Origin of the sequence: Planococcus chinensis (assembly GCF_042681545.1) — a bacterium.
Lineage (GTDB): Bacteria > Bacillota > Bacilli > Bacillales_A > Planococcaceae > Planococcus > Planococcus chinensis.
In genome coordinates, this window is the sequence record NZ_JBHUFW010000012.1 from 192,619 (window position 1) to 213,486 (window position 20,868).

The 20,868-nt window shown below is 52.6% G+C and carries 22 protein-coding genes; 20 read left to right on the top strand and 2 right to left on the bottom strand.

Features of this window, described 5'->3' with window-relative positions; all coding sequences use genetic code 11:
• Positions 1 to 167: 167 nt before the first annotated feature.
• The 17 genes from ACFSDB_RS16445 to ACFSDB_RS16525 all read left to right on the top strand — a co-directional run bounded on the left by ACFSDB_RS16445 (position 168) and on the right by ACFSDB_RS16525 (position 15,220).
• Positions 168 to 1,130: a threonine/serine dehydratase gene (locus ACFSDB_RS16445; RefSeq protein WP_204892735.1), complete on the top strand. Its 963-nt coding sequence runs from the start codon at positions 168 to 170 to the stop codon at positions 1,128 to 1,130.
• A 60-nt stretch (positions 1,131 to 1,190) separates the two neighbouring features.
• Entirely contained in the window at positions 1,191 to 1,349 is a 159-nt protein-coding gene (locus ACFSDB_RS16450) for a YfhE family protein (protein ID WP_204892734.1), read from the top strand.
• 183 nt (positions 1,350 to 1,532) lie between these two features.
• The gene (locus ACFSDB_RS16455; protein ID WP_204892733.1) at positions 1,533 to 2,306 is read left to right on the top strand and encodes an SDR family oxidoreductase; all 774 of its coding nucleotides are present in this window, start codon (positions 1,533 to 1,535) and stop codon (positions 2,304 to 2,306) included.
• A gap of 16 nt (positions 2,307 to 2,322) precedes the next feature.
• Positions 2,323 to 2,919: a TetR/AcrR family transcriptional regulator gene (locus ACFSDB_RS16460; protein ID WP_204892732.1), complete on the top strand. Its 597-nt coding sequence runs from the start codon at positions 2,323 to 2,325 to the stop codon at positions 2,917 to 2,919.
• On the top strand, positions 2,900 to 3,787 hold the full coding sequence (locus tag ACFSDB_RS16465; protein ID WP_377340644.1) for a 3-hydroxyacyl-CoA dehydrogenase family protein: 888 nt from the start codon (positions 2,900 to 2,902) through the stop codon (positions 3,785 to 3,787). Before ACFSDB_RS16460 ends, ACFSDB_RS16465 begins: the two co-directional genes overlap by 20 nt.
• The gene (locus ACFSDB_RS16470) at positions 3,784 to 4,563 is read left to right on the top strand and encodes an enoyl-CoA hydratase/isomerase family protein (RefSeq protein WP_204892730.1); all 780 of its coding nucleotides are present in this window, start codon (positions 3,784 to 3,786) and stop codon (positions 4,561 to 4,563) included. Before ACFSDB_RS16465 ends, ACFSDB_RS16470 begins: the two co-directional genes overlap by 4 nt.
• 14 nt (positions 4,564 to 4,577) lie before the next feature.
• Entirely contained in the window at positions 4,578 to 4,982 is a 405-nt protein-coding gene (locus ACFSDB_RS16475) for an acyl-CoA thioesterase (protein ID WP_204892729.1), read from the top strand.
• A gap of 3 nt (positions 4,983 to 4,985) precedes the next feature.
• Positions 4,986 to 6,053: a phosphotransferase family protein gene (locus ACFSDB_RS16480; RefSeq protein WP_204892728.1), complete on the top strand. Its 1,068-nt coding sequence runs from the start codon at positions 4,986 to 4,988 to the stop codon at positions 6,051 to 6,053.
• 13 nt (positions 6,054 to 6,066) lie between these two features.
• Positions 6,067 to 7,839, top strand: coding sequence for an acyl-CoA dehydrogenase family protein (locus tag ACFSDB_RS16485; protein WP_204892727.1), 1,773 nt, complete (start codon positions 6,067 to 6,069; stop codon positions 7,837 to 7,839).
• Positions 7,840 to 7,851: 12 nt separating this feature from the next.
• Positions 7,852 to 8,826: a quinone oxidoreductase family protein gene (locus ACFSDB_RS16490; protein WP_204892726.1), complete on the top strand. Its 975-nt coding sequence runs from the start codon at positions 7,852 to 7,854 to the stop codon at positions 8,824 to 8,826.
• Between the two features lie 21 nt (positions 8,827 to 8,847).
• The gene (locus ACFSDB_RS16495) at positions 8,848 to 9,789 is read left to right on the top strand and encodes an MBL fold metallo-hydrolase (protein WP_204892725.1); all 942 of its coding nucleotides are present in this window, start codon (positions 8,848 to 8,850) and stop codon (positions 9,787 to 9,789) included.
• 12 nt (positions 9,790 to 9,801) lie between these two features.
• On the top strand, positions 9,802 to 10,725 hold the full coding sequence (locus ACFSDB_RS16500) for a ketopantoate reductase family protein (protein ID WP_204892724.1): 924 nt from the start codon (positions 9,802 to 9,804) through the stop codon (positions 10,723 to 10,725).
• Between the two features lie 98 nt (positions 10,726 to 10,823).
• A complete protein-coding gene (locus ACFSDB_RS16505; RefSeq protein WP_204892723.1) occupies positions 10,824 to 12,566 on the top strand; it encodes a carbon starvation CstA family protein in 1,743 nt (580 codons plus the stop codon).
• 70 nt (positions 12,567 to 12,636) lie between these two features.
• On the top strand, positions 12,637 to 12,894 hold the full coding sequence (locus ACFSDB_RS16510) for a cory-CC-star protein (RefSeq protein ID WP_204892722.1): 258 nt from the start codon (positions 12,637 to 12,639) through the stop codon (positions 12,892 to 12,894).
• Positions 12,895 to 12,919: 25 nt separating this feature from the next.
• Entirely contained in the window at positions 12,920 to 13,852 is a 933-nt protein-coding gene (locus tag ACFSDB_RS16515) for an ArsA family ATPase (RefSeq protein ID WP_204892721.1), read from the top strand.
• Between the two features lie 4 nt (positions 13,853 to 13,856).
• On the top strand, positions 13,857 to 14,840 hold the full coding sequence (locus ACFSDB_RS16520; protein ID WP_204892720.1) for a zinc-binding dehydrogenase: 984 nt from the start codon (positions 13,857 to 13,859) through the stop codon (positions 14,838 to 14,840).
• 71 nt (positions 14,841 to 14,911) lie between these two features.
• A complete protein-coding gene (locus tag ACFSDB_RS16525) occupies positions 14,912 to 15,220 on the top strand; it encodes a magnetosome magnetite crystal formation protein family (RefSeq protein WP_204892719.1) in 309 nt (102 codons plus the stop codon).
• A gap of 147 nt (positions 15,221 to 15,367) precedes the next feature.
• Here the strand turns inward: ACFSDB_RS16525 and ACFSDB_RS16530 are convergent, their stop codons facing one another.
• Complete coding sequence (locus ACFSDB_RS16530) at positions 15,368 to 15,808, bottom strand: YtoQ family protein (protein WP_204892718.1); 441 nt, start codon at positions 15,806 to 15,808, stop codon at positions 15,368 to 15,370.
• A 52-nt stretch (positions 15,809 to 15,860) separates the two neighbouring features.
• Positions 15,861 to 16,082, bottom strand: coding sequence for a transcriptional regulator (locus ACFSDB_RS16535; RefSeq protein ID WP_204892717.1), 222 nt, complete (start codon positions 16,080 to 16,082; stop codon positions 15,861 to 15,863).
• A 129-nt stretch (positions 16,083 to 16,211) separates the two neighbouring features.
• On the opposite strand from ACFSDB_RS16535, the gene ACFSDB_RS16540 reads away from it, so the two are divergent.
• From ACFSDB_RS16540 to ACFSDB_RS16550, 3 genes are all read left to right on the top strand, one after another.
• Complete coding sequence (locus ACFSDB_RS16540) at positions 16,212 to 17,378, top strand: exonuclease SbcCD subunit D (protein WP_204892716.1); 1,167 nt, start codon at positions 16,212 to 16,214, stop codon at positions 17,376 to 17,378.
• Complete coding sequence (locus tag ACFSDB_RS16545) at positions 17,375 to 20,467, top strand: AAA family ATPase (protein WP_204892715.1); 3,093 nt, start codon at positions 17,375 to 17,377, stop codon at positions 20,465 to 20,467. Before ACFSDB_RS16540 ends, ACFSDB_RS16545 begins: the two co-directional genes overlap by 4 nt.
• Before the next feature lie 183 nt (positions 20,468 to 20,650).
• A complete protein-coding gene (locus ACFSDB_RS16550; RefSeq protein ID WP_204892714.1) occupies positions 20,651 to 20,863 on the top strand; it encodes a hypothetical protein in 213 nt (70 codons plus the stop codon).
• Positions 20,864 to 20,868 lie beyond the last annotated feature (5 nt).

Sequence of the window (20,868 nt, forward strand, 5' to 3'; positions counted from 1 at the left end):
CGCGGCTGCTAGCATTATGCGGGCGGCGGCACAGTCATCTGGCAACTTCCCATTCTACCTTATCCCTAACTTATATCATACCCAACTTCCCTGGAGGATAAAATCAGAATCGTCCCTCAATTTCTCCGGGTTATGTTAAAATGGGGGCATCAAAGGAGGGGGAAGCCATGGCAAGTCTAGAAGATGTACGCCGTGCACAAGCGAATATCCACGATATTGTCCACAAAACGCCGGTCTTGACATCGTCTTTATTGGACGAATATTGCGGGAACCAGGTGTTCCTGAAAGCTGAGCATCTCCAGAAGACCGGCTCATTCAAAATCCGGGGAGCGGCCAATGCCGTGAAGAACGCTGTCCGTGAAGGGGCAGCGTCTGTAACCGCCGCTTCTTCGGGGAACCATGGCCAAGCCGTCGCTTATATCGCAAACCGGCTCGGCATCCCGGCGACAATTGTGGTTCCGGAAGACGCTAACCGGGCAAAGGTGGCGGCGATCGAGGCGTATAACGGGCATGTGGTTTATTGCGGCATGACTTCTGCAGAACGGATACCGAAAGCCCGGCAATTGGCGGATGAAAACAATGGCATTTACATTCCGCCTTATGACCACGCAGACATCATCGCGGGACAGGGAACCATCGGGCTCGAACTGCTCGAGCAAATACCGGAGCTTGATCTGGTGTTCGTTCCGGTCGGCGGAGGCGGACTGATCAGCGGCATCCTGACCGCAATCAAAGCGCTCAATCCTCAAGTTAAGGTCATCGGCGTCGAGCCGGAATCGGCAAACGATACATACTTATCGCTGCAGCGGGGCGAAATCACAGCAATCCCGCCTTCTGCGACGATAGCGGACGGCCTGCGGACTGCACAGCCGGGCGACATGACGTTCCCGATCCTGCAAAAGCACCTCGATGGGCTTTTGCTGGTGACAGAAGCGGAGATCAAAGAAGCGCTCCAGTTCCTAATGGAAAGGACCAAGCAAATTGTTGAACCTTCCAGTGCGGTGGCTGCAGCTCCGTTGATTTCCGGGAAGGCGGAAGTGAAGGGCAAGCGCGTGGCCGTGGTCCTGTCTGGCGGCAACGTGGACTTGCATCAGCTGGCCGGCTTTTTGCCGGACAAACTCCATGTTTAGCCAGAACTGAAACGGGAACAGGAAGAGTACACTTTTAAAACCAGAAAGGAGCGGGGAAAAATGGCAGAAGAAAAACTGCCTCACGAAAAACTGGCGGACAAAGAACTCGATCTGAAGGCAGCGCAGGAAGTCCATTACGCGGATGATTTTAAAAAAGCCGATAAGGCAGGCAAAGAACAAAAAGGTGAAGACGACAATAAGGCAAAAGAAGAAAAATGAACACGGACAACCGGCACGGGCGGCAATCGCTCTTGCCGGTTGTTTTTATGCAAAGAAGGAAAAGCTTTCTTAAACGTGCCTTGCAATCAATCTTTGAAAGCGTTAACATATGTTTAAGTATTCTGAACATACCAACTAGTTAGTATGTAAAAGGATAAGAGAAAATGGATGGAGGAATTACGGATGAATGTAATGGATCTTTTTAAGTTGGAAGGCAAAACAGCCATCGTGACCGGAGGCGGGCGGGGGTTAGGCGCGCAGATCGCGGAAGGGTTTGCGGAGGCAGGCGCGAACGTGGTCCTTTGTTCGAGAAAAGTGGAGGCATGCGAAGAAATGGCAGAGAAGCTGAAGGGGATGGGCGTTAAAACGCTTGCGCTGGCATGCGATGTCACCAAACCGGAGGACGTGGAAAACGTCGTGAAAAGGACTTTGGAAGAATTCGGGGCGATCGATATTCTTGTGAACAACTCCGGCGCAACTTGGGGAGCCCCGGTACTTGAGATGCCGCTTGACGCCTGGTACAAAGTGCTCGATGTCAATGTCACCGGGACATTCCTGATGAGCCAGGCGGTCGGGGAGTCGATGGTCAAGCAAGGCAGCGGCAAAATCATCAACATCGCGTCAGTCGCCGGGCTTGGCGGAATCGATCCGCGCTTGATGGACACGATCGGCTACAACACGAGCAAAGGCGCTGTCATTACTTTCACAAAAGACTTGGCTGCAAAATGGGGACAGCACAATATTAACGTCAATGCCATTGCGCCGGGCTTTTTCCCGACTAAAATGTCGAAAGGGCTCCTTGAAAAAGGAGGCAGCGGATTTCTGGAGTTGACGCCGCTAAAGCGTTTCGGGACAGACGAAGATTTAAAGGGGGCTGCCTTGTTTTTGGCATCAAAAGCTTCTGATTATGTGACCGGCGACGTGGTCATTGTCGATGGCGGCATGCACGCCGTCTAGAATGCGGGGGATGGGCATGAAAGCGGAAATCAAGCAGGAAAGCATTTTATTGTTCGAGAAAAAGGGCTTCAGTGAAACATCCATCCAGGATATCGTCGAAGCGCTCGGCGTCACGAAAGGGACATTCTACTATTACTTTCAGAGCAAAGAGGAATTATTGATGGACATTCACTTAGGCTATATCGATGACCTGCTTGAACGGCAGGAAAAGATTATGCAGGAGGGCTCAGACAGCCGTGGACAGCTCATCCGTATCGTAGAATTGCTGATCGGGGATATCGAAGAGCACGGACCGAGCGGCCGGGTCTTTTTCAGGGAAATGCGGCATCTGGGGGAAGCGAACGCGGAAGAAGTGAAGGATAAGCGCGAACGCTTCCGGCTGGAAATTGAAGCGCTGATCCGCCGAGGCGTCCAGGCAGGGGAATTCCGGAGGGAGATCCGGGCGGACATGGCGGCATTCGCTATTCTTGGCGTGACCAACTGGAGCTATCAATGGTTCAATCCCGGGGGCGGCATCCCGGCTGGCCAGCTGGCGGAAATTTTCAGCGATATGATTTTGAATGGTATGGCCGAAAAAGAGGAGGAAAGCATACGTGGAACAATTTCAGATTGATAAAATAGCGGTCATCGGCGCAGGGCAGATGGGCCAGCAGATTGCTATGCTCTGTGCACTCGGCGGATATCGGACTGCACTCAACGATGTCAGCGGAGAAGCATTGGAAAAAGCGGAGGCGGCTTTGCATAGCGTGATGAACCAGTGGGTGATGAAAAAGAAAATTACAGAGCAGGAAAAGGATGAAGCATTCAGCCGCTTGGAGTTTACAGACAGCTTGGAGAAGGCTGCAGGCGATGCGGATTATGTGATCGAAGCGGTGATTGAGAAGTTGGACGTGAAGCGCGATCTTTTCAAGCGCCTGGACGGGCTCGCACCGAAGCACGCTATCCTGGCTTCCAACAGTTCGACGATCGTCAATTCGCTGATAGCGGAAGTGACAGACCGGCCGGACAAAGTCTGCAATATGCACTTTTTCTTCCCGCCGCTCGTCATGGATTGCATCGAAGTGGTCATGAGCGAGGAGACCTCGGAAGAGACGGCCCAGGCATCGCTTCAATTATGCGAAGGGATCAACCGTACCGGCCTGCTGCTGCGGAAAGAGATTTCGGGTTTTGTGGCGAACCGCATCCTCGGTGCGCTTCAGAAAGAAGCGATGTTCCTGTACGAAGAAGGCATCGCGGACTTCAAGGAAATCGATGTCATCGTGAAAAAAGCGCTGCGCCATCCGATCGGACCGTTCGAATTGATGGATTTGTCCGGCATTGATGTGGTCAATTACGTCATGCAGCAACAATACGCCGAAACGGGCGATCCAGCGGACAAACCGTCAGCCATCATCGAAGAAAAGCTGAAAGCGGGCGAGCTCGGCCGCAAAACGGGCAAAGGCTTCTATAATTATCAAAAAGATGAGGTGAAAACGCCATGACACAAGTGGTCCATACAGAAACGCAGGACGGTTATGCCGTCGTTACCATCAATAACCCGCCGATGAACGTCATCAGCAGCCAGGTGTTCAAGGAATTGGATCAGGCTTTTGGGGAACTGAAAGAGGATTCTGCAGTCAATGCCGTTATCGTGACCGGCCAGGGCGATAAAGTGTTTGCGGCCGGTGCGGACATCAAGGAATTCCCGCAATTGATTGGGCAGTCTGGGTTGAAAGCGAACTTCCTGGAAACCCATGCCATCTTGAACCGCATCGACAATTTCGAAAAACCGGTTATTGCGATGCTGAACGGGCTGACATTCGGAGGCGGATGTGAAGTGGCGCTTTGCTGCGATATTCGCATCGCGGAAGAGCATGCCCAGATCGGCTTGCCGGAAATCACGCTCGGCTTGTTCCCCGGAGGCGGCGGCACCCAGCGTTTGCCACGCCTTGTCGGCGAGGCGAAAGCGAAAGAGCTGATGTTCACTGGCGAAGCGGTCACTGCCGCGGAAGCGGAAAAGATCGGGCTCGTCAATAAAGTCGCAGCCAGCGGCGAAGGCATGGAAGCGGCCCGGAAAATGGCAAAGCGCATCGGCCGTTTCTCACTGCCCGCCTTATCGCGCATCAAGCGTGCAGTCGATGAAGGCCTGGAACTGACAATCGAACAAGGGACAGAACTCGAAGCCGGCTTGTTTGAGGAAGTCTTCCAGACAGAAGACGTCCAAGAAGGGGTCAAAGCGTTTATTGAAAAACGAAAACCGGCGTTTCAGAACAAGTAAGGGGGTGGAGCACGTTGGCACATGAAATTACCGTGAAAGTCCGTTTTAGTGAAACCGACGCACTGGGGCATGTCAGCAATATCAGCTATTTCATCTATCTCGAAGAAGCCCGGATTGAATTCTTCAAGGAATTGGGGCTGGAGATGGCGATCGACAAATGGAGCGTCATTATGATTTCCGCGAATTGCACGTTTCTAAAGCAGGCCTATTTTGACCAGAAACTGAAAGTCGCTTCGTTTGTTACGAAAATCGGGAATTCCAGTTTTATGATCGGCCATCGGATTACCGATGCAGCGTCCGGAGAACTGATTGCAGAAGGTTCTGCGGGTGCGGTTTACTTTGATTTCAAAGCGCAGAAGAGCGAACGGCTGCCGGAAGGCATACGGGCGAAGCTTGAGCAGCACATGGAAGAGGTGTGAGCAATGGTGGAGAAAACGAGCGACACAATAAACGTCCGGCCCGGCGAAGAACTGGACAAGGCGAAACTTCTGCAATTTCTCAAAGCCAATATTGAAGGCCTGCCGGAAGGAGCACTGGAAATCCGGCAATTCGGCGCAGGCCATTCCAATCTGACATACGCCCTGTCGATCGGCAGCTGGGAAGCGGTATTGAGGCGTCCGCCGCTTGGCCCGGTCGCGCCGAAAGCCCATGACATGGAACGGGAATTCAACATCCTGTCCTCTCTCCACTCTTTTTTTCCTGCCGCTCCAAAGCCTTTTGTTTTCTCGCAGGATCTTTCAGTGGTGGGCAGCCCGTTTTTTGTCATGGAGCGGCGACGCGGCGTGGTCATCGACACGGAATTCCCGGAAGGCGTTGAGCCGGACAAAGAATTGGGGCGCCGGATTTCGGAATTGATGGTCGACACCTTGGTGGAGCTGCACGCCATCGATTATACCCGGACCGCACTGGCCGCAATGGCGAAGCCGGAAGGATTCATGGAACGCCAGGTCAATGGATGGATTGGCCGTTACGAGCGTGCCAAAACCGACGACATTCCGGAAGTGGCGGAATTGTCGGAGTGGATGCGGAGCCATATTCCGGTGTCCCCCGATCCGGCCATCATCCATTACGATTTCAAATTGAACAATGCCATGTTTTCGGGAGATTTCACGAAGCTCACCGGCTTGTTCGATTGGGAAATGACGACCGTCGGCGATCCATTGGCTGATTTGGGGGCGGCGATGAGCTATTGGATCCAGGCGGACGATCCCGACCTGTTGAAAAACGGATTCGGCAAAGCGCCTGTGACGGTAACGGAAGGGTTTTACACGCGGGCGGAATTTATCGCGCGCTATGCGGAGAAGAGCGGACGGAATGTATCGAATATCGATTTCTACCTGACATTTGCTTATTTCAAACTCGCGGTCATCTGCCAGCAGATCTATTACCGCTTCAAAAAAGGGCAGACATCGGATGCGCGGTTCGCCCATTTCGATCAATTTGTGAAAAGCCTGATCCAGTATGCACTCGTGACGGCAAAGAAAATGTAAGGGGGCAAACGATATGGAGGGAAAAACACTGGCTTACCGCGGCGGGAGTTTCCTGTATGCGGGAACTGAACCGGAAGCGGTCTTCACTCCGGAAGATTTCACGGAAGAGCACCATTTGATCGGGAAAACAGCGAAACGCTTTCTTGAAAGCGAAGTGCGGCCGAACAACGAAAAGATTGAACAGCAGGATTTCGCCTTGGTGAAAGAGCTGTTGGGGAAATCGGGGGATCTTGGGCTCCTTGCCCACAGCATCCCGGAACAGTACGGCGGGCTCGGCCTGGATAAAATCAGCAAAGGCATCGTCGGCGAAGCGCTTGGCCCGGCTGGCGGATACAGCGTCGCACACTCCAACCATACGTGCATCGCGACGCTGCCGATCACTTATTTCGGGACACCGGAACAAAAAGAGAAATACTTGCCGAAACTCGCTTCCGGAGAGTTTATCGGCGCATATTGCCTGACCGAACCGAATGCAGGGTCCGATGCGCTGGCTGCCCAGACGACGGCAAGGCTGAATGCGGCAGGGACGCATTACATATTGAATGGCACGAAAATGTTCATCACGAATGCGGCATTTTCCGATACGTTCATCGTCTACGCCAAAGTGGACGGCACCGCCTTCACTGCATTTATCGTAGAAAAAGATTTTCCGGGCCTGTCGCTCGGGGCAGAGGAACAGAAAATGGGCATCAAGGGTTCATCCACGCGGACGGTCATTTTGGAAGACTGCGAAGTGCCGGCAGAAAACCTGCTTGGCGAAGTCGGCAAAGGCCACGTCATCGCTCTGAATGTCTTGAACCTCGGCCGTTATAATCTTGGCTCAGCCACGATGGGGGCAGCGAAACACGGGTTGGCGCTCGCCGTGAAGTACACGAAAGAGCGGCGCCAGTTCGGCAGGGCGATTGCCGACTTTACAGCCACACAGGAAAAGATCGCCGATATGGCGATTCGCCTTTATGCATCGGAGTCGCTGCAATACCGAACGGCCGGCTATTTGGAAGAGGCGTTAAAAGGACTGTATGATTCTGAAGACCATAACTTGATCGCGAAGCGCATGATGGAATATGCGACCGAATGCGCCGTCTGCAAAGTGTACAGTTCCGAAACCTTGGATTTTATTGCCGATGAAGCATTGCAGCTTCACGGCGGATACGGCTTTATCAAGGAATACAAAATCGAGCAGATCTACCGCGATTCACGCATCAACCGGATATTCGAAGGTACCAATGAAGTGAACCGGCTGATCATACCGGGGAATTTGCTGAAAGCGGCGGCGAAAGGGCAGGCGCCGCTTGCCGAAGCCATCGGAAACGCCTTGGCGGAGATGCACGCACCAAAGATTGGCGCAATCGGTACTATTTCCCGGGAAATAGAAGCGGTGCACGCGATGCGCCGGGTTTTCATGCTGAGTGCAGGGAACGCTTTTGAAACATACGGCAACAATCTTGGCGATGAGCAGGAAACGCTGATGAAGCTCGCGGATATCGGAATCACCCTGTTTGCAGCAGAATCGGCGGTCCTCCGGACAACGAAAGCGATCGACGAGCAGGGCGAAGCGGCAGCCGCGTTCAAAATTGAGCTGGCAAAGTCGCTCATTGACGATGCTTTGCTTCAAGTAGAGATGGATGCACGAAAACTGCTGCAGGGAACAGTATCTGAAAAAGGGCTGCATGACAATGTGCGGGCCATTGCAGGGGAATTGAGCCGCCTGCAGCGTTCAGGCGGAAAAGCGGCGAAACGGGCGATCGCCCAAAAGATTCTGGAAGCGGAACAATATATCTCATAAGGGGGAAACAGGATGAAAGTCATCAGATTTGAGCAATTCGGAGGACCGGAAGTTTTGCAATGGGCCGATGCCGACAAGCCGGTGCCGGCAGAAAACGAAGTGCTGGTCGAAGTGAAGGCGAGCGGCGTCAACTACGCCGATACGGCAAGACGGGAAGGGCAGTATGTCGTCCCGACAAAGCTTCCTTATATCCCGGGAGCAGAAGTGGCCGGCGAGATTGTGGAAGCCGGCAATGGGGTCAAGAATTTCAAGAAAGGGGACCGGGTGGTCGCGCTGATTGAATCGAATGGCTATGCAGAGTTTGTTGCAGTGGACGCCCGGGTGCTGACGCCGATACCGGATGGCGTGGACTATGAACAGGCGGTTGCTTTGCCGCTGCAGGGCCTCAGCGCCTACCATGTGCTGAAAACTATGGGGCGCCTCGAGCCGGGTGAGAGCGTCTTGATCCATGCGGCGGCTGGCGGGGTCGGCGCGATTGCTGTCCAACTGGCGAAAATCTTCGGAGCAGGCAAAATCATCGCGACGGCGAGCACTGCTGAAAAACTCGAGCACGCCAAAGCGATGGGAGCCACGCACCTCGTGAATTATTCGGAGGAAGGCTGGGCCGACAAAGTGAAGGAAATCACAGAAGGCAAAGGCGTCGATGTAGCGCTTGAGATGGTCGGTGGAGATGTTTTCAATCAGACCGTTAAATGCCTCGCGCCGTTCGGAAGGTTGGTGATATTCGGGGCGGCAAGCGGTGAGCAGGCGACGTTCCACCCGGGCCAGCTGATGCGCAAGAACCAGTCGGTGATCGGCTTTTTCCTGCCGCAGATCATGCGCAAGCCGGAATTGTTCCAAAGCAGCTTCAAAGAGCTCCTTGGCTATATGGCGAACGGCGAGCTGAAACTGACAATCGGCGGCACGTATCCTTTGGAAGAGGCGGCCACTGTCCATAAACTGCTTCAGGGCCGGAAGACGATCGGCAAATTGGTGCTGAAACCGTAAACCGGGGAAAGAAGGGATTGCATGCTGGAGGAATTGGGGATTGAAGCCATCCGCATCGAGCTGCCGTTCCGCCTGAATCACGTCAATTGTTTTATGGCAGAAGGCGTGACCGGCTGGACGGTGATTGATGCAGGATTGAACAATGACTATACGAGAGCCTTGTGGGACCGGGAGATTGGCAGACGGAAAGTGGCGGATCTGCTGATCACCCACTATCATCCCGACCATTTCGGATATGCCGGAGGGCTGCAGAAGAAAACGGGAGCCAAAGTCTCCATGACCAAGACAGACGCCGATTCGGGTCTGTCTTCTTGGCATGCCGCTTTTTTGGAGGCAATGCCGGCCCATTACCGGGCTTCTGGTGTTCCAGAGGGAATGGCGGAGCAGATGGCAGATAATACAGCGGACTTCCAGCCGCTCGTGAACCCCATGCCGCATGTCGGGCATTTCTTCGAAGAAGGCGAAAAAGTGGTACTCGGGCGTTATGAGTATGAAGTGATCTTCACCCCGGGCCATTCGGACGGAATGGTCTGTTTTTACAATGCCGAAAAAAACGTGTTGTTTTCAGCGGATCACATCCTGCCAAAAATCACGCCGAACATCTCCTATTGGTTTCATGGCAATGAAAACCCGCTGGCTTCCTACCTGGAGTCGCTCAAGAAAATCAGGCGGTTGGGAGCGGATTTCACCATCCCTTCCCACGGTAAGCCGTTCTACGGAGCGGCCGGCCGTGCTGAAGAATTGAAGGCGCACCATGACGAACGGCTCGCGGCTGCAGCGGAAGCCATCCAAAAACCAGCTACGGTCTACGAAGCATGCGGAAGGCTGTTCAAGCGGACTTTGACCGTCCACGAAATGCGCTTCGCTTTGGGCGAAACATTGGCACATCTTGAATTTTTGCGTCATGCTGGAGAGTGCCGGAGAGAAAATCAGGCCGGCATCTGGGTTTATCAAATTGAATAGGAGTGAGGCAAAATGAAAATTCTGATCGTAGGAGCCGGAGGCATCGGCGGTTATTTCGGAGCGCGGCTGATGGAAACAGGGCAAGATGTGACGTTTCTTGTCCGTGAGCGGCGGAAAGCGCAGCTGGAGAAGACGGAGTTGCATGTAGAAAGCGTCAATGGCAATATGCAGGCGGCACCGAAACTGATTACGGCAAAAGAAAAAGCCGGACCGTACGATCTGATCGTTTTGACAACGAAGTCCTATCAGCTCCAAGGGGCGATCGACGACATCCGTCCGTTTGCCGGCGAAAGCTCGATGATCCTGCCGCTGTTGAACGGCATTTCGCACATCGACCGCCTGGTAGAGGCGTTCGGCGAAGAGCGGGTGCTCGGCGGCTTGTGCTTTATCGAAACGACATTGGACGAAAACGGCAAAGTCGTGCAGACAAGCCCGATGAACCAGCTGGTTTACGGCGAACGTTCGGGCGAAAAGACTGAACGGATCCTGGAAGTGGAAAAAGCATTCAGCGGCACGAAGGCGGAGTTTATGCTAAGCGAAAACATCGGACAAGATATGTGGCATAAATACTTGTTCATCACGGCGATGTCGGGAATCACGGCAGCGATGGCTTCTCCGATTGGCCCGATCCGCACGCTTGAAAGCGGAAAACGGACCATTGCGGCGCTCCTTGGCGAGCTTGTCGCGGTCATGAAGGCGATGGATGCGCCTGTCAGGGAAACGATTGCTGAAGAACAGCTCGAAAAAATCATGTCGCTCGGGCCGGATATGAAATCGTCGATGCAGCGTGATATGGAAAAAGGCCAGCCGATCGAGGCCGATCATTTGCAAGGGCATTTACTGGAAAAGGCGAAGGCTCATAACGTTGCGGTGCCGGTGCTTGAAACGATCTATACAAAACTGAAACTCTATGAAATGAATTCGCAAAACATTTAAACTATTTCATCTGGAAGCATTTACAATGTTCTGAAACTTCCTTATGCTTAAACTACAAGCGCGTCTGCTTGTAGAAAATGGAAGAGGAGTTGAGGCATTTGAATGCGATCGCACTAGCTGCCATCGGACTTTTTGTATTCATATTAGGTTACCGTTTTTATTCGAAGTTCGTAGCAGAAAAGATTTTCAGGCTCGATCCCAATTATGTGACGCCGTCCCACAAATACAAAGACGGAGTGGATTTTGTCCCGACCAATAAATTCGTCCTATGGGGCCACCATTTCACATCGGTTGCCGGAGCTGCACCGATTCTCGGGCCGGCCATTGCGGTCTATTGGGGCTGGCTGCCGGCGGTTCTGTGGGTCGTGCTCGGTACGGTTTTTGCAGCCGGGGTCCACGATTTCGGCACACTGGTGCTGTCTGTCCGGAACAAAGGGCAGTCGGTCGGCACATTGGCGCACCGCTTGATCGGCCAGCGCGGAAAGGTCTTATTTCTTTTCATCATCTTAATCCTCGTGCTGATGGTCAATGCGGTATTCGCCTGGGTCATCGCGAACTTGTTCATTTCGTTCCCGGCAAGCGTGCTGCCGGTATTCATCCAGATTCCGCTGGCGGTATGGATCGGACATGCCGTCTACAAACGGAACAAGAAAATGCTTGTGCCGTCCTTGATCGCACTTGCGGTCATGTATATTGCGGCGGTCGTTTCCAGCCAAGTCAGCTTCCTGCAAATTGATTTGGTCCGCTATATGGGCGGGGAAGACGGAGCCGGGCTGTTCGGCCTTGGTGCGATTTCAACCGCGTTCTTTATCTGGATCATCATCTTGATGATTTACGTTTACATCGCTTCCACCTTGCCGGTCTGGCAATTGCTCCAGCCGCGCGACTTTATCAACTCGCATCAATTGATCGTCGGATTGGCGATCCTGTACCTGGGCTTGTTGTTTACGAACCCGACAATCACTGCGCCGATTTCAAATCCGGACGCGGACGTTTCCTGGTTCCCACTGCTGTTCATTACGATTGCCTGCGGTGCCATTTCCGGTTTCCACGGCCTGGTGTCGTCCGGAACTTCGTCCAAGCAGTTGGATAAAGAGACCGATGCCCGTTTTGTCGGCTATCTGGGTGCGGTCGGCGAAGGCGTACTTGCATTGATTTCAATCATTGCAGTCATCACGTTCTTCCCGAGCCGTGAAGAGTTCTTCGCTACGTACAGCAGCTTCCAGGCATCAAGCGGTGCCGGGCTGGGCGCGTTTATCCGGGGAGCTTCCCAACTTGCGGAAGGGTTGCTGATTCCGGGGGCCGTCGCTTCAACGATCGTATCCATCATCGTTGTGTCATTTGCAGCGACGACGCTAGATACATCGGTTCGCCTGATGCGCTACATCATTGCGGAACTGGGGAGCGAATACAATATCCCTTCGCTTGAGAAAAAGCACGTAGCGACAACGCTTGCCGTCGTATCAAGTGCTGCACTTGTATTGATCCCGGAAGGGCCGAACGGCTTCGGTTCCGGCGGATACTTGCTGTGGCCGCTGTTCGGAACATCGAACCAGCTGCTTGCAGGCATCAGTTTGTTGCTGATTTCCATTTGGCTGAGAAAACTCGGCAGGAATTACGCGATTACGCTGATTCCGATGATTTTCCTGATGTTCATGACGCTTTGGGCAATGTTCCAGCAGGTCTTCCTGCAATGGGCATGGTATGCAGAATCGCCGAATACATTGCTGTTCGTCTTCGGCGCCATTATCTTCGTCTTTACGCTTTGGATCATTTTGACTGCGATCCAAGCATTAATGGGGCAAAAAGATCCGGGATTCTCGGAAATGGATATCGATTAAGCTGGCTGGGAAAAGGGATCATGTACGCTGTGATCCCTTTTCGTTATACATAATGAAGGAGGTGTAGGACATGCTCGATAAGCTCAAAAAATTGATGGCTTATTACGAAGAAGTCTTGGAGTTGCCGCACCGAACCGAGATTGCCCGTGAATTGCGGGCGGAAGACGATATGTTCCTGTTGATGCTGTATTCGGAAATGCTGGGCATCCCGAATCCCGTCTATTACTACACGCTTGAATTGTATCCGTACATGATCGAAGAATTCCATGACTGGCATTTGCGCATGGGCATGGAGAAATCGCCATTGAGCGGCATCCGCTGCTGTTAGCCATTGAAAGAAACGAGGGGAATCCATGGACGTGTTATCGAAGAGCATCATTTTTGTCGGCGGCAAGGGGGGCGTCGGAAAATCGACGTCCGCTGCCGCCATTGCGTGGAAGTCCGCAAAAGAAGGAAATAGAACCTTATTGGTCTCAACCGATCCGGCGCATAATGTCGGCGATATTTTCAACCGGGAAATCGGCGGGAAGACCATCGAGATTGCCGACAATCTCTTTGCATTGGAAATCGATCCGGAAGTCGAGACGGAAAATTACATCAAGGGGGTAAAAGCCAATATCAAAGGCAGCGTCCACACCAGCATGATGGAAGAAGTGAACCGCCAGCTCGACACAGCCAAGGCATCGCCCGGAGCTGACGAAGCGGCTTTGTTCGACAAGCTCATCCATATCATTTTGGAAGAACGCAAGAATTTCGATAAACTGGTATTTGACACAGCGCCGACTGGGCATACGATCCGGCTTTTGACGCTGCCGGAACTGATGGGCGTCTGGATTGAAGGGCTGCTCGAGAAGCGGCGGAAGACCAACGCCAATTACACGGCGCTGCTGAACGACGGCGAACCGCGCGAAGATCCGATCTACGACGTTCTGCGGGAACGCCAGGAGCGCTTTTCAAAGGCACGGGATGTGCTGCTCAACGAAGCGGAAACCGGGTTCATTTTCGTCCTGAATCCGGAACGGCTGCCGATTCTGGAGACGAAAAAGGCCTTGGAGCTCCTGCATAACTACCATTTGCATGTGAAAACGCTGATCGTCAACAAAGTCCTGCCGAAAGAAGCGGACGGCCAGTTCCTGATGGAACGGAAAAAGCATGAAGAGAAGTACATCAAGTTGATCAAAGAGACGTTCCCCAACCAGCAGCTCATCTTCATCCCGCTGTTTTCACAGGACATCGTCAGCAAAGATCAACTGGAACTGTTCAGCAAACAATTTTTGGAAGGATGATTAAATGAAAGCTTTTGTTATTGAATCGGGAGAATTGAAAATAAAGGAGATGGAAGAGCCGAAAGCAAGGGCCGAAGAAGTACTAGTGGCACTGAAAACAGCAGGCATCAACCGTCGCGACCTTGGGTTGCAGAAGCGCTACGGCGATAATCCGGAGGCATTGATCATCGGTTCGGACGGCGCCGGGATCGTGGAAGCGGTCGGAGAAGGTGTTGCAGGTGTGGCGGTCGGGGATGAAGTGATCATCAACCCGGCGCTGCGCTGGTTCGCCAATAGCGATGCGCCGCCGCCCGAATTCGATATTCTCGGCATGCCGGACCACGGGACGTTCGCGGAGAAGATCGCCTTATCGGCGGAACAGGTGGAAAAGAAGCCGGCGCATATGAACTGGGAAGAAGCGGGCGGCTTGGTGCTTCCGGCGTTGACCGGCTACCGGGCGCTGTTCACGAAGGGGCAAGTGCAAGAAGGGCAGACGCTGTTCATACCCGGAGCAGGAAGCGGCGTCGCGACATTCCTGATCCAGTTTGCGAAAAGCGCCGGCGCGCGGGTGATTGTCACATCACGCAGCGAGGAAAAGCGCACGCATGCGCTTGAAATCGGTGCGGACCGGGCCATTGCGACAGACAGCGATTGGCAAGCGGAATTGGCGGACGAAACGGTCGACCTGGTCATCGATAGCGTCGGCGCCGCCACGTTCAACCGTTCGTTGGACGTCCTGAAAAAAGGCGGACGCATTGTCATATTCGGTGCGACGACGGATGACAATGTCGACTTCAATCTCCGCAGCTTCTTCTACGGACAATATCAGCTGTTCGGCTCGACGATGGGCAGCCGGGAAGAGCTGCGAAACATGCTTGCTTTTATGGAAAAACACGGCATCAAACCGATTGTTGACGAGGTCTTCGCTTTGGAGAGTGCCCAAGAGGCTTTTGACCGTCTGGCAGAAGCGAAGCAATTCGGCAAAGTGGTCTTGCAGATCGGCGAATAAAATAATGAAACTTTCGGGCTGTTCAACCGTATATTAACCATACGCAAGAAAATTGACTGGAGGTCAATGAGATGGAAAATACCGGATTGAAAGTGCTTGTCCACGCCAGCGCGTTTTTTGCACCGTTTCTCGTGCCATTTATTGTGTTCATAATCTCTGCTGACAATGAAGTGAAAAAGTTGTCGATCCAGGCATTGCTGTTCCAATTGGCGATGGGGGTCCTGATTTTCATTTCAAGCCTGCTCATCGTTGTCATTATCGGCATTCCGATGCTGATTGTCTTCGGTCTGATGACCATCATCGTGCCGGTTATGGGAATTATCAAAGCCTTGAACAATGAGAAATTCGATTATCCGATCGTCGGCGCATGGTACCAATAAAAAAAGCCCGTTGAGGGCTTTTTTTATTGCAGTGAAGCTGTTGTAACGGTGGCTTGAACTGAGCAGAATCGTATTTTAACTGAAGCCGAGCATATTCCCCGAAAACCGAAAAACACACAGCGGCCCGAGCGGCAGCTGTGTGTTTTTTCATTCGAAAATGTAGGCCAGCGCTTTGATCGCCTGGTCGCAGGTTTCGACGGTCGCATTTGCCTTGCGCGATAATTCCTTCAGCGGGTGGTGCAGGTTTTCCGGGCGGATGATGATGACCGGTTTGCCTGCCGCCAAAGCGGCGCTTGCATCCATTGCGGTGTTCCACTGCTTGTACTGTTCCCCGAACAGGGCGATTACGAGATCGGATTTTTGCATCAGGACACCGGTCCGCAAGTTGTTGAAACTCGAAGCAGCTGCGTCTTTAGAAACAGCGCCGGGCTGCTCACCCAGGATTTCCTCGCCGATATTGTCCGAGCGTTCATGGTCTTCCATCGGGCCGACAAAATCGATCGGCAGATTGAGTGCCAGCGATTTCTTTTTGATCTCGTCGCGCCATGAACTATGAATTTCTCCAGCCAGGTAAACTGTCAGTCTCATCCTAACCCCTCCAAGAGCCATTTCTTATCAGTTTATCACAAATGGAGAGGCGTTAGATGATCATGCGTTCTTTGCGGGTCACCGGAATCAATGAAAGCACATTCTCCATTTTGAACGTGCGCTTTTCGTTCCGGAGAAAGCAGTATGCTTGAAATGTCTCCCCGCTGGCTTTTAAAATCTTGATGCGGCGCTTCCTGATGGTGCCGTCATTTGCCATGTACATCATATCCACAAGCTGCTGATGCTTAAATGCTTTAAGAATCTGTGCTTTCATCGAATTTCACTCCTTTAATAGAACGTTTGTTCTTATTATAGAACATCAAATATCAGAAAACAAGCAATTGGATTTCGTGTATAATGGAACGAACATATATTCTTTTCACTCAGGAAAGGGGCATGAATTATGAAGTTTTTCCATACAGCTGACTGGCATTTGGGCAAGCTCGTCCAAGGCGTCTACATGACTGAAGAACAGCGCCACATTCTGGAGCAATTCGCTGCAGCCATCGAAGAACAGCGCCCGGATTGTGTCATCATTGCAGGGGATTTGTACGACCGGGCAGTGCCGCCGACAGAAGCGGTGAATCTGCTGGATGAAATCTTGGCTAAAATCGTTTTGGAATTGGATACGCCCGTCCTTGCAGTGGCCGGCAACCACGACAGCCCGGGGCGCCTGAATTTCGGAAGCCGTTTTTTCAAGAAGAACCGGATCCACATTTCCGGACATGTCGGAAAAGAGCATGAGCCGGTCGTTTTGCAAGATGAATTCGGCGAAGTGCATTTCCATTTGCTGCCGTTCGCGGATCCGTCCCAGATCCGCTATGTGCTGGAAAACGAAGAAGTCCGTTCGCATAATGATGCGGCACAGGCGTTGACACGTCGCATCGTGGATGGGTTGGACCCGCACGCCCGCCATGTGGCTATTGGACATGCATTTGTCACGCCGCACGGCGAACAGCAGGACAATACAAGTGATTCGGAACGTCCGTTGTCGATCGGGGGCGCCGAACATGTGGATGCCCGCCATTTTGAGCCGTTCCATTACACGGCGCTCGGCCATCTGCACCAGGCCCACCACGTGCTCAATGAAACCATCCGCTACGCAGGTTCGCCGCTGAAATATTCGATTTCAGAAGAGCATCATAAAAAAGGGTTTCTCATCGTGGAGATGGATGGCGAAGGCAACGTCACCACAGAAAAGCACTTGCTCGAGCCAAAGCGGGATATGCGCACAGTCGAAGGTTTTATGGAAGACATCATGCAGCACGAACCCAACGAAGATTTTGTATTTGTGAAGCTGCTCGATGAAACGCCGATTCTGTATCCGATGGAAAAGATCCGCTCTGTCTATCCGAATGCCATGCATGTAGAGCGCAAAGCGTTCAGCGGTGCAGGCGTGCGGAATGCAGAAGGGTCGCGCCGTGAAATGGATCCATTGAAATTATTCCATGCCTTTTATGAAGAAGTGAAAGGGGAAGCGGCTTCCAAAGAGACGGAAGCGATTTTCAAGGACGTACTTGAGGAATTTCTCCGCGAAGAAACCGAAGAGAAAGAAGGGGTGAAACAATGAAGCCCTTGAAATTGAAGTTGACGGCTTTCGGGCCATACAAAAAGACGGAAACAATCGATTTTGACGATTTGAAAGGCAACAAGCTGTTTGTCATCTCCGGCAGCACCGGCTCTGGCAAGACAACGATTTTTGATGGCATCTGTTTTGCACTCTACGGTTCAGCAAGCGGCTCTGACCGGGCGGAGAGCCGCAATTTGCGGAGTGATTTTGCCGAAGATGGGACGCATACGTGCGTCGAGATGGAATTCGAGATACATAGGAGACGGTACCGGATCCTGCGCCAGATGAGCCATGTGAAAAAGGGCAACAAAAGCCCGACGGGTGAACGCTATGAATTTTTTGAAATCACACAAGATGGCGAAGTCCCAGTAGTGGAGCGCCAGATCGTCTCCGAGATCAACCGCAAAGTGGAAGACATCCTCGGCCTGACCCAAAATCAGTTCAGCCAAATCGTCATGCTGCCGCAGGGGGAATTCCGGAAACTGTTGACGTCGGAAACGGACAACAAAGAAGAGATCTTGCGAAAAATCTTCAAGACAGAACCGTATAAGATGATCAGCGAACGCTTGAAAGTGAAGAAAGATGCGGCGGCAAAAGCCTTTGGCATCGAAGAACAGGTGCTTGCCGGCCACATCAGCGGCATTGCTTCATCGCTGCCGGCGCGGGAATCGGCTTTGTCCGGACTCTTGCAGCGGGACCACATCAACATCCACCAAGTGCTTTCGGCGCTTCAGGACGAGACGGAATTCTACACTGAAAAAGAACGCCGGGATGAAGAGCGCTATCAAGGGGTATTCAAGCAGCATAGTGAGAAGCAAGCTGCGTACCACGAGGCGAAAAAGTGGAATGAAAGAATCAGCGAGATGGAAGCGAAAGAGCAGCGCCTCGGCCAGCTGAACGCCCAGCTGCCTTCATTCGAAGAACAGGAACGTTCCCTGCAAAATGCAGAACGGGCTAGCCTGATCGAAGGGCTTGAAAATCATTTCATAGAGCTTAAAGGGAATGAGGCCGAAAAAAAACGCCTGTATGCCGAAGCGCAAAAGCTCGAGCTGCAAGCAGCAGAAAACGTGAAAACCGCAGAAGCGGCCTATGCTGCGGAGCAGCAATCGGAAGAGGAGCGGGATGCCGTCCGGCAGCGGCTCATCCAGCTGGAAGGGCTGATTTCGGCAGTGAAGGAACTGGCTTCACAAGAGGCGGAGCTGAAAGCGATGGGAACCGCAGCGGAAAATTCGGCGGCGGATGAAAAGCGCGCCGGTGCTGCATGGCTCGATGAAAAAGCGGCCTGTAAGGACTTGTCCACAGCGATTGCCGCTTTGGAAGAGAAGCTTGAAAGCTTTGACGAAAAGAGCGCTGCCCTTTCGGTATTGAACGAGCAATGCCGAGTGATGAAGGAAGTGTCGGAGCTCGAAGCGAGCTGTCACCGCCAGACCGCGGAGAAGGGTGAAAAAGAAGCCGATTATGGAGCGGAACTCGCCGTCTATAAAGAGCTTGAAAGCCGCTGGTTCGGCAGCCAGGCGCAAGTTTTGGCTGCGGCGCTCCATGATGGGGATGCCTGTCCGGTTTGCGGAAGCACGGAGCATCCGGCGAAAGCCGGCGAGGTGCACCATGAAACGGTGCCGAAAGAACAGCTGGAAAAAGCGAAGGCGAAACTGGACCGGGTGGATGGCCAGTTCCGGGATGTGCTTGCGAAATTGAGTGCACTTGAAGAACAGCTTGCACAGAAGCAGCGTGCCGCTTTAGAACTCGGCTTGGCTGCAGACGAGCCGGAAAAAGTTTATGCACAACTGGAAGAGGAGCGGCTTGCGCTTGACCATGAAGTCAAAGGGCTGCTTCTCGACAAGAAAGAGCTTCGTGCGCTGAAAGAGCGCTTCATGGTGCAGTCTGCTAAAGCGGAGCGGCTGGAAACCGAAAAAACTGCTTTGGCGGAAGCGACGCAAAAGAAATCTGCTGCTTTTGCAACTGCGAAAGCGGTGTTCGAACAACGGCTTCTTTCGATTCCGGAAGGGGTCCGAACGGTCACTCTGCTGGATGAAAAGATTCGGAAGACCCGCAGCGTAAAAGAAGCGCTAGAGGCGCGCTGGCTAAAAGCGCAGCAGGACCTGCAAGCGGCGAAAGAAGAGGCGGCAGCCGCAGTGGTCGCTGTCAAACACACCAGGGAAGCGGCGGCAGAAATCGGTGCTAAAAAAGAAGCGGCCTGGGAGCAGTTCCAGGAAGCGCTGCGAAAATCCGCCTTCGAATCGGAAGCGGCTTATCAGCTGGCGAAAATGGCAGAGCCGAAGCGGCGCGATTTGCAAGAAACGATTGCCGCATTCAGGCAGACGCTTCATACGGTGAATGAACAGGTGAAGGAATTGCGCCATGAACTGTCAGGGCGCATAAAGTCGGATCTTAGCCTGTTGGAGCTTGAAATGGGCGAGCTGAAGGCGGAATACGAAGGGGCGTTTGCTGCATGGAATCAGTCCAAGGATTTCAAAGCGGCAGCCGCTGCACTGACAGCTAAAATCATCCAAGCTTCGGATAAAATGGCGCAGGCCGAACAGGAATTGAACCGCATTGCCGATCTTCATGACATGATCCGCGGGCATAATGGCCTGAAAGTATCCTTTGAACGCTATTTGCAGATTGAATACCTGGAACAGATCATCCAATCGGCAAATGAACGACTGAAGAACTTGTCGAATGGCCAGTTCTACTTGATGCGCAGCGACAGGCAGGAAGCGCGCGGCAAACAAAGCGGCCTCGGCCTTGATGTTTACGATGCCTACACCGGCCAGACGCGGGATGTCAAAACCTTGTCGGGCGGAGAGAAGTTCAATGCTTCGCTTTGCCTGGCGCTCGGCATGGCGGACGTCATCCAAAGTTTCCAAGGGAATGTCGCCATCGATACAATGTTCATCGATGAAGGATTCGGTTCGCTCGACGAAGAGTCGTTGAACAAATCGATCGATACGCTGGTTGATCTCCAAAAATCGGGCCGCATGATCGGCGTCATTTCGCATGTCCAGGAATTAAAAGCCGCAATCCCGGCAATCCTGGAAGTGAAAAAATCGAAAGAGGGCTTCAGCCAGACCAAGTTCCTCATCAAATAACAGGACGCCGGAATGGTGTCCATCCGCCTCTCTATTGTTTAAACCAGTGCCTAAACGTGAATGGTACAGGTAATGGGACTTCTGGAAAGAAGATGCGGATGGATATCATTCTTTATTTAGTATTTTTTGCTGCGCTCGTTTGGGCGAAAATCCAGTTAGACACAAAGCGAAGGGGGGGACATTATGAAGAACTTCAGTTTTAAAACGCGATTGATTTATTTTGGAGGCATTGCACTAGTCAGTCTGGCTTTTTTCGCGCTCCAATTATACAGTGTCCAAACAACGGAAGCGGGAACCGGATCAATGGTGCTGCTCATCCTGTGGGGATTGCTCGCAGCGTTCGGCATCGGGGGATTGGTTTACACTGTGGCTAAAAGAGACCGTCATCCAAAGTGACAGTC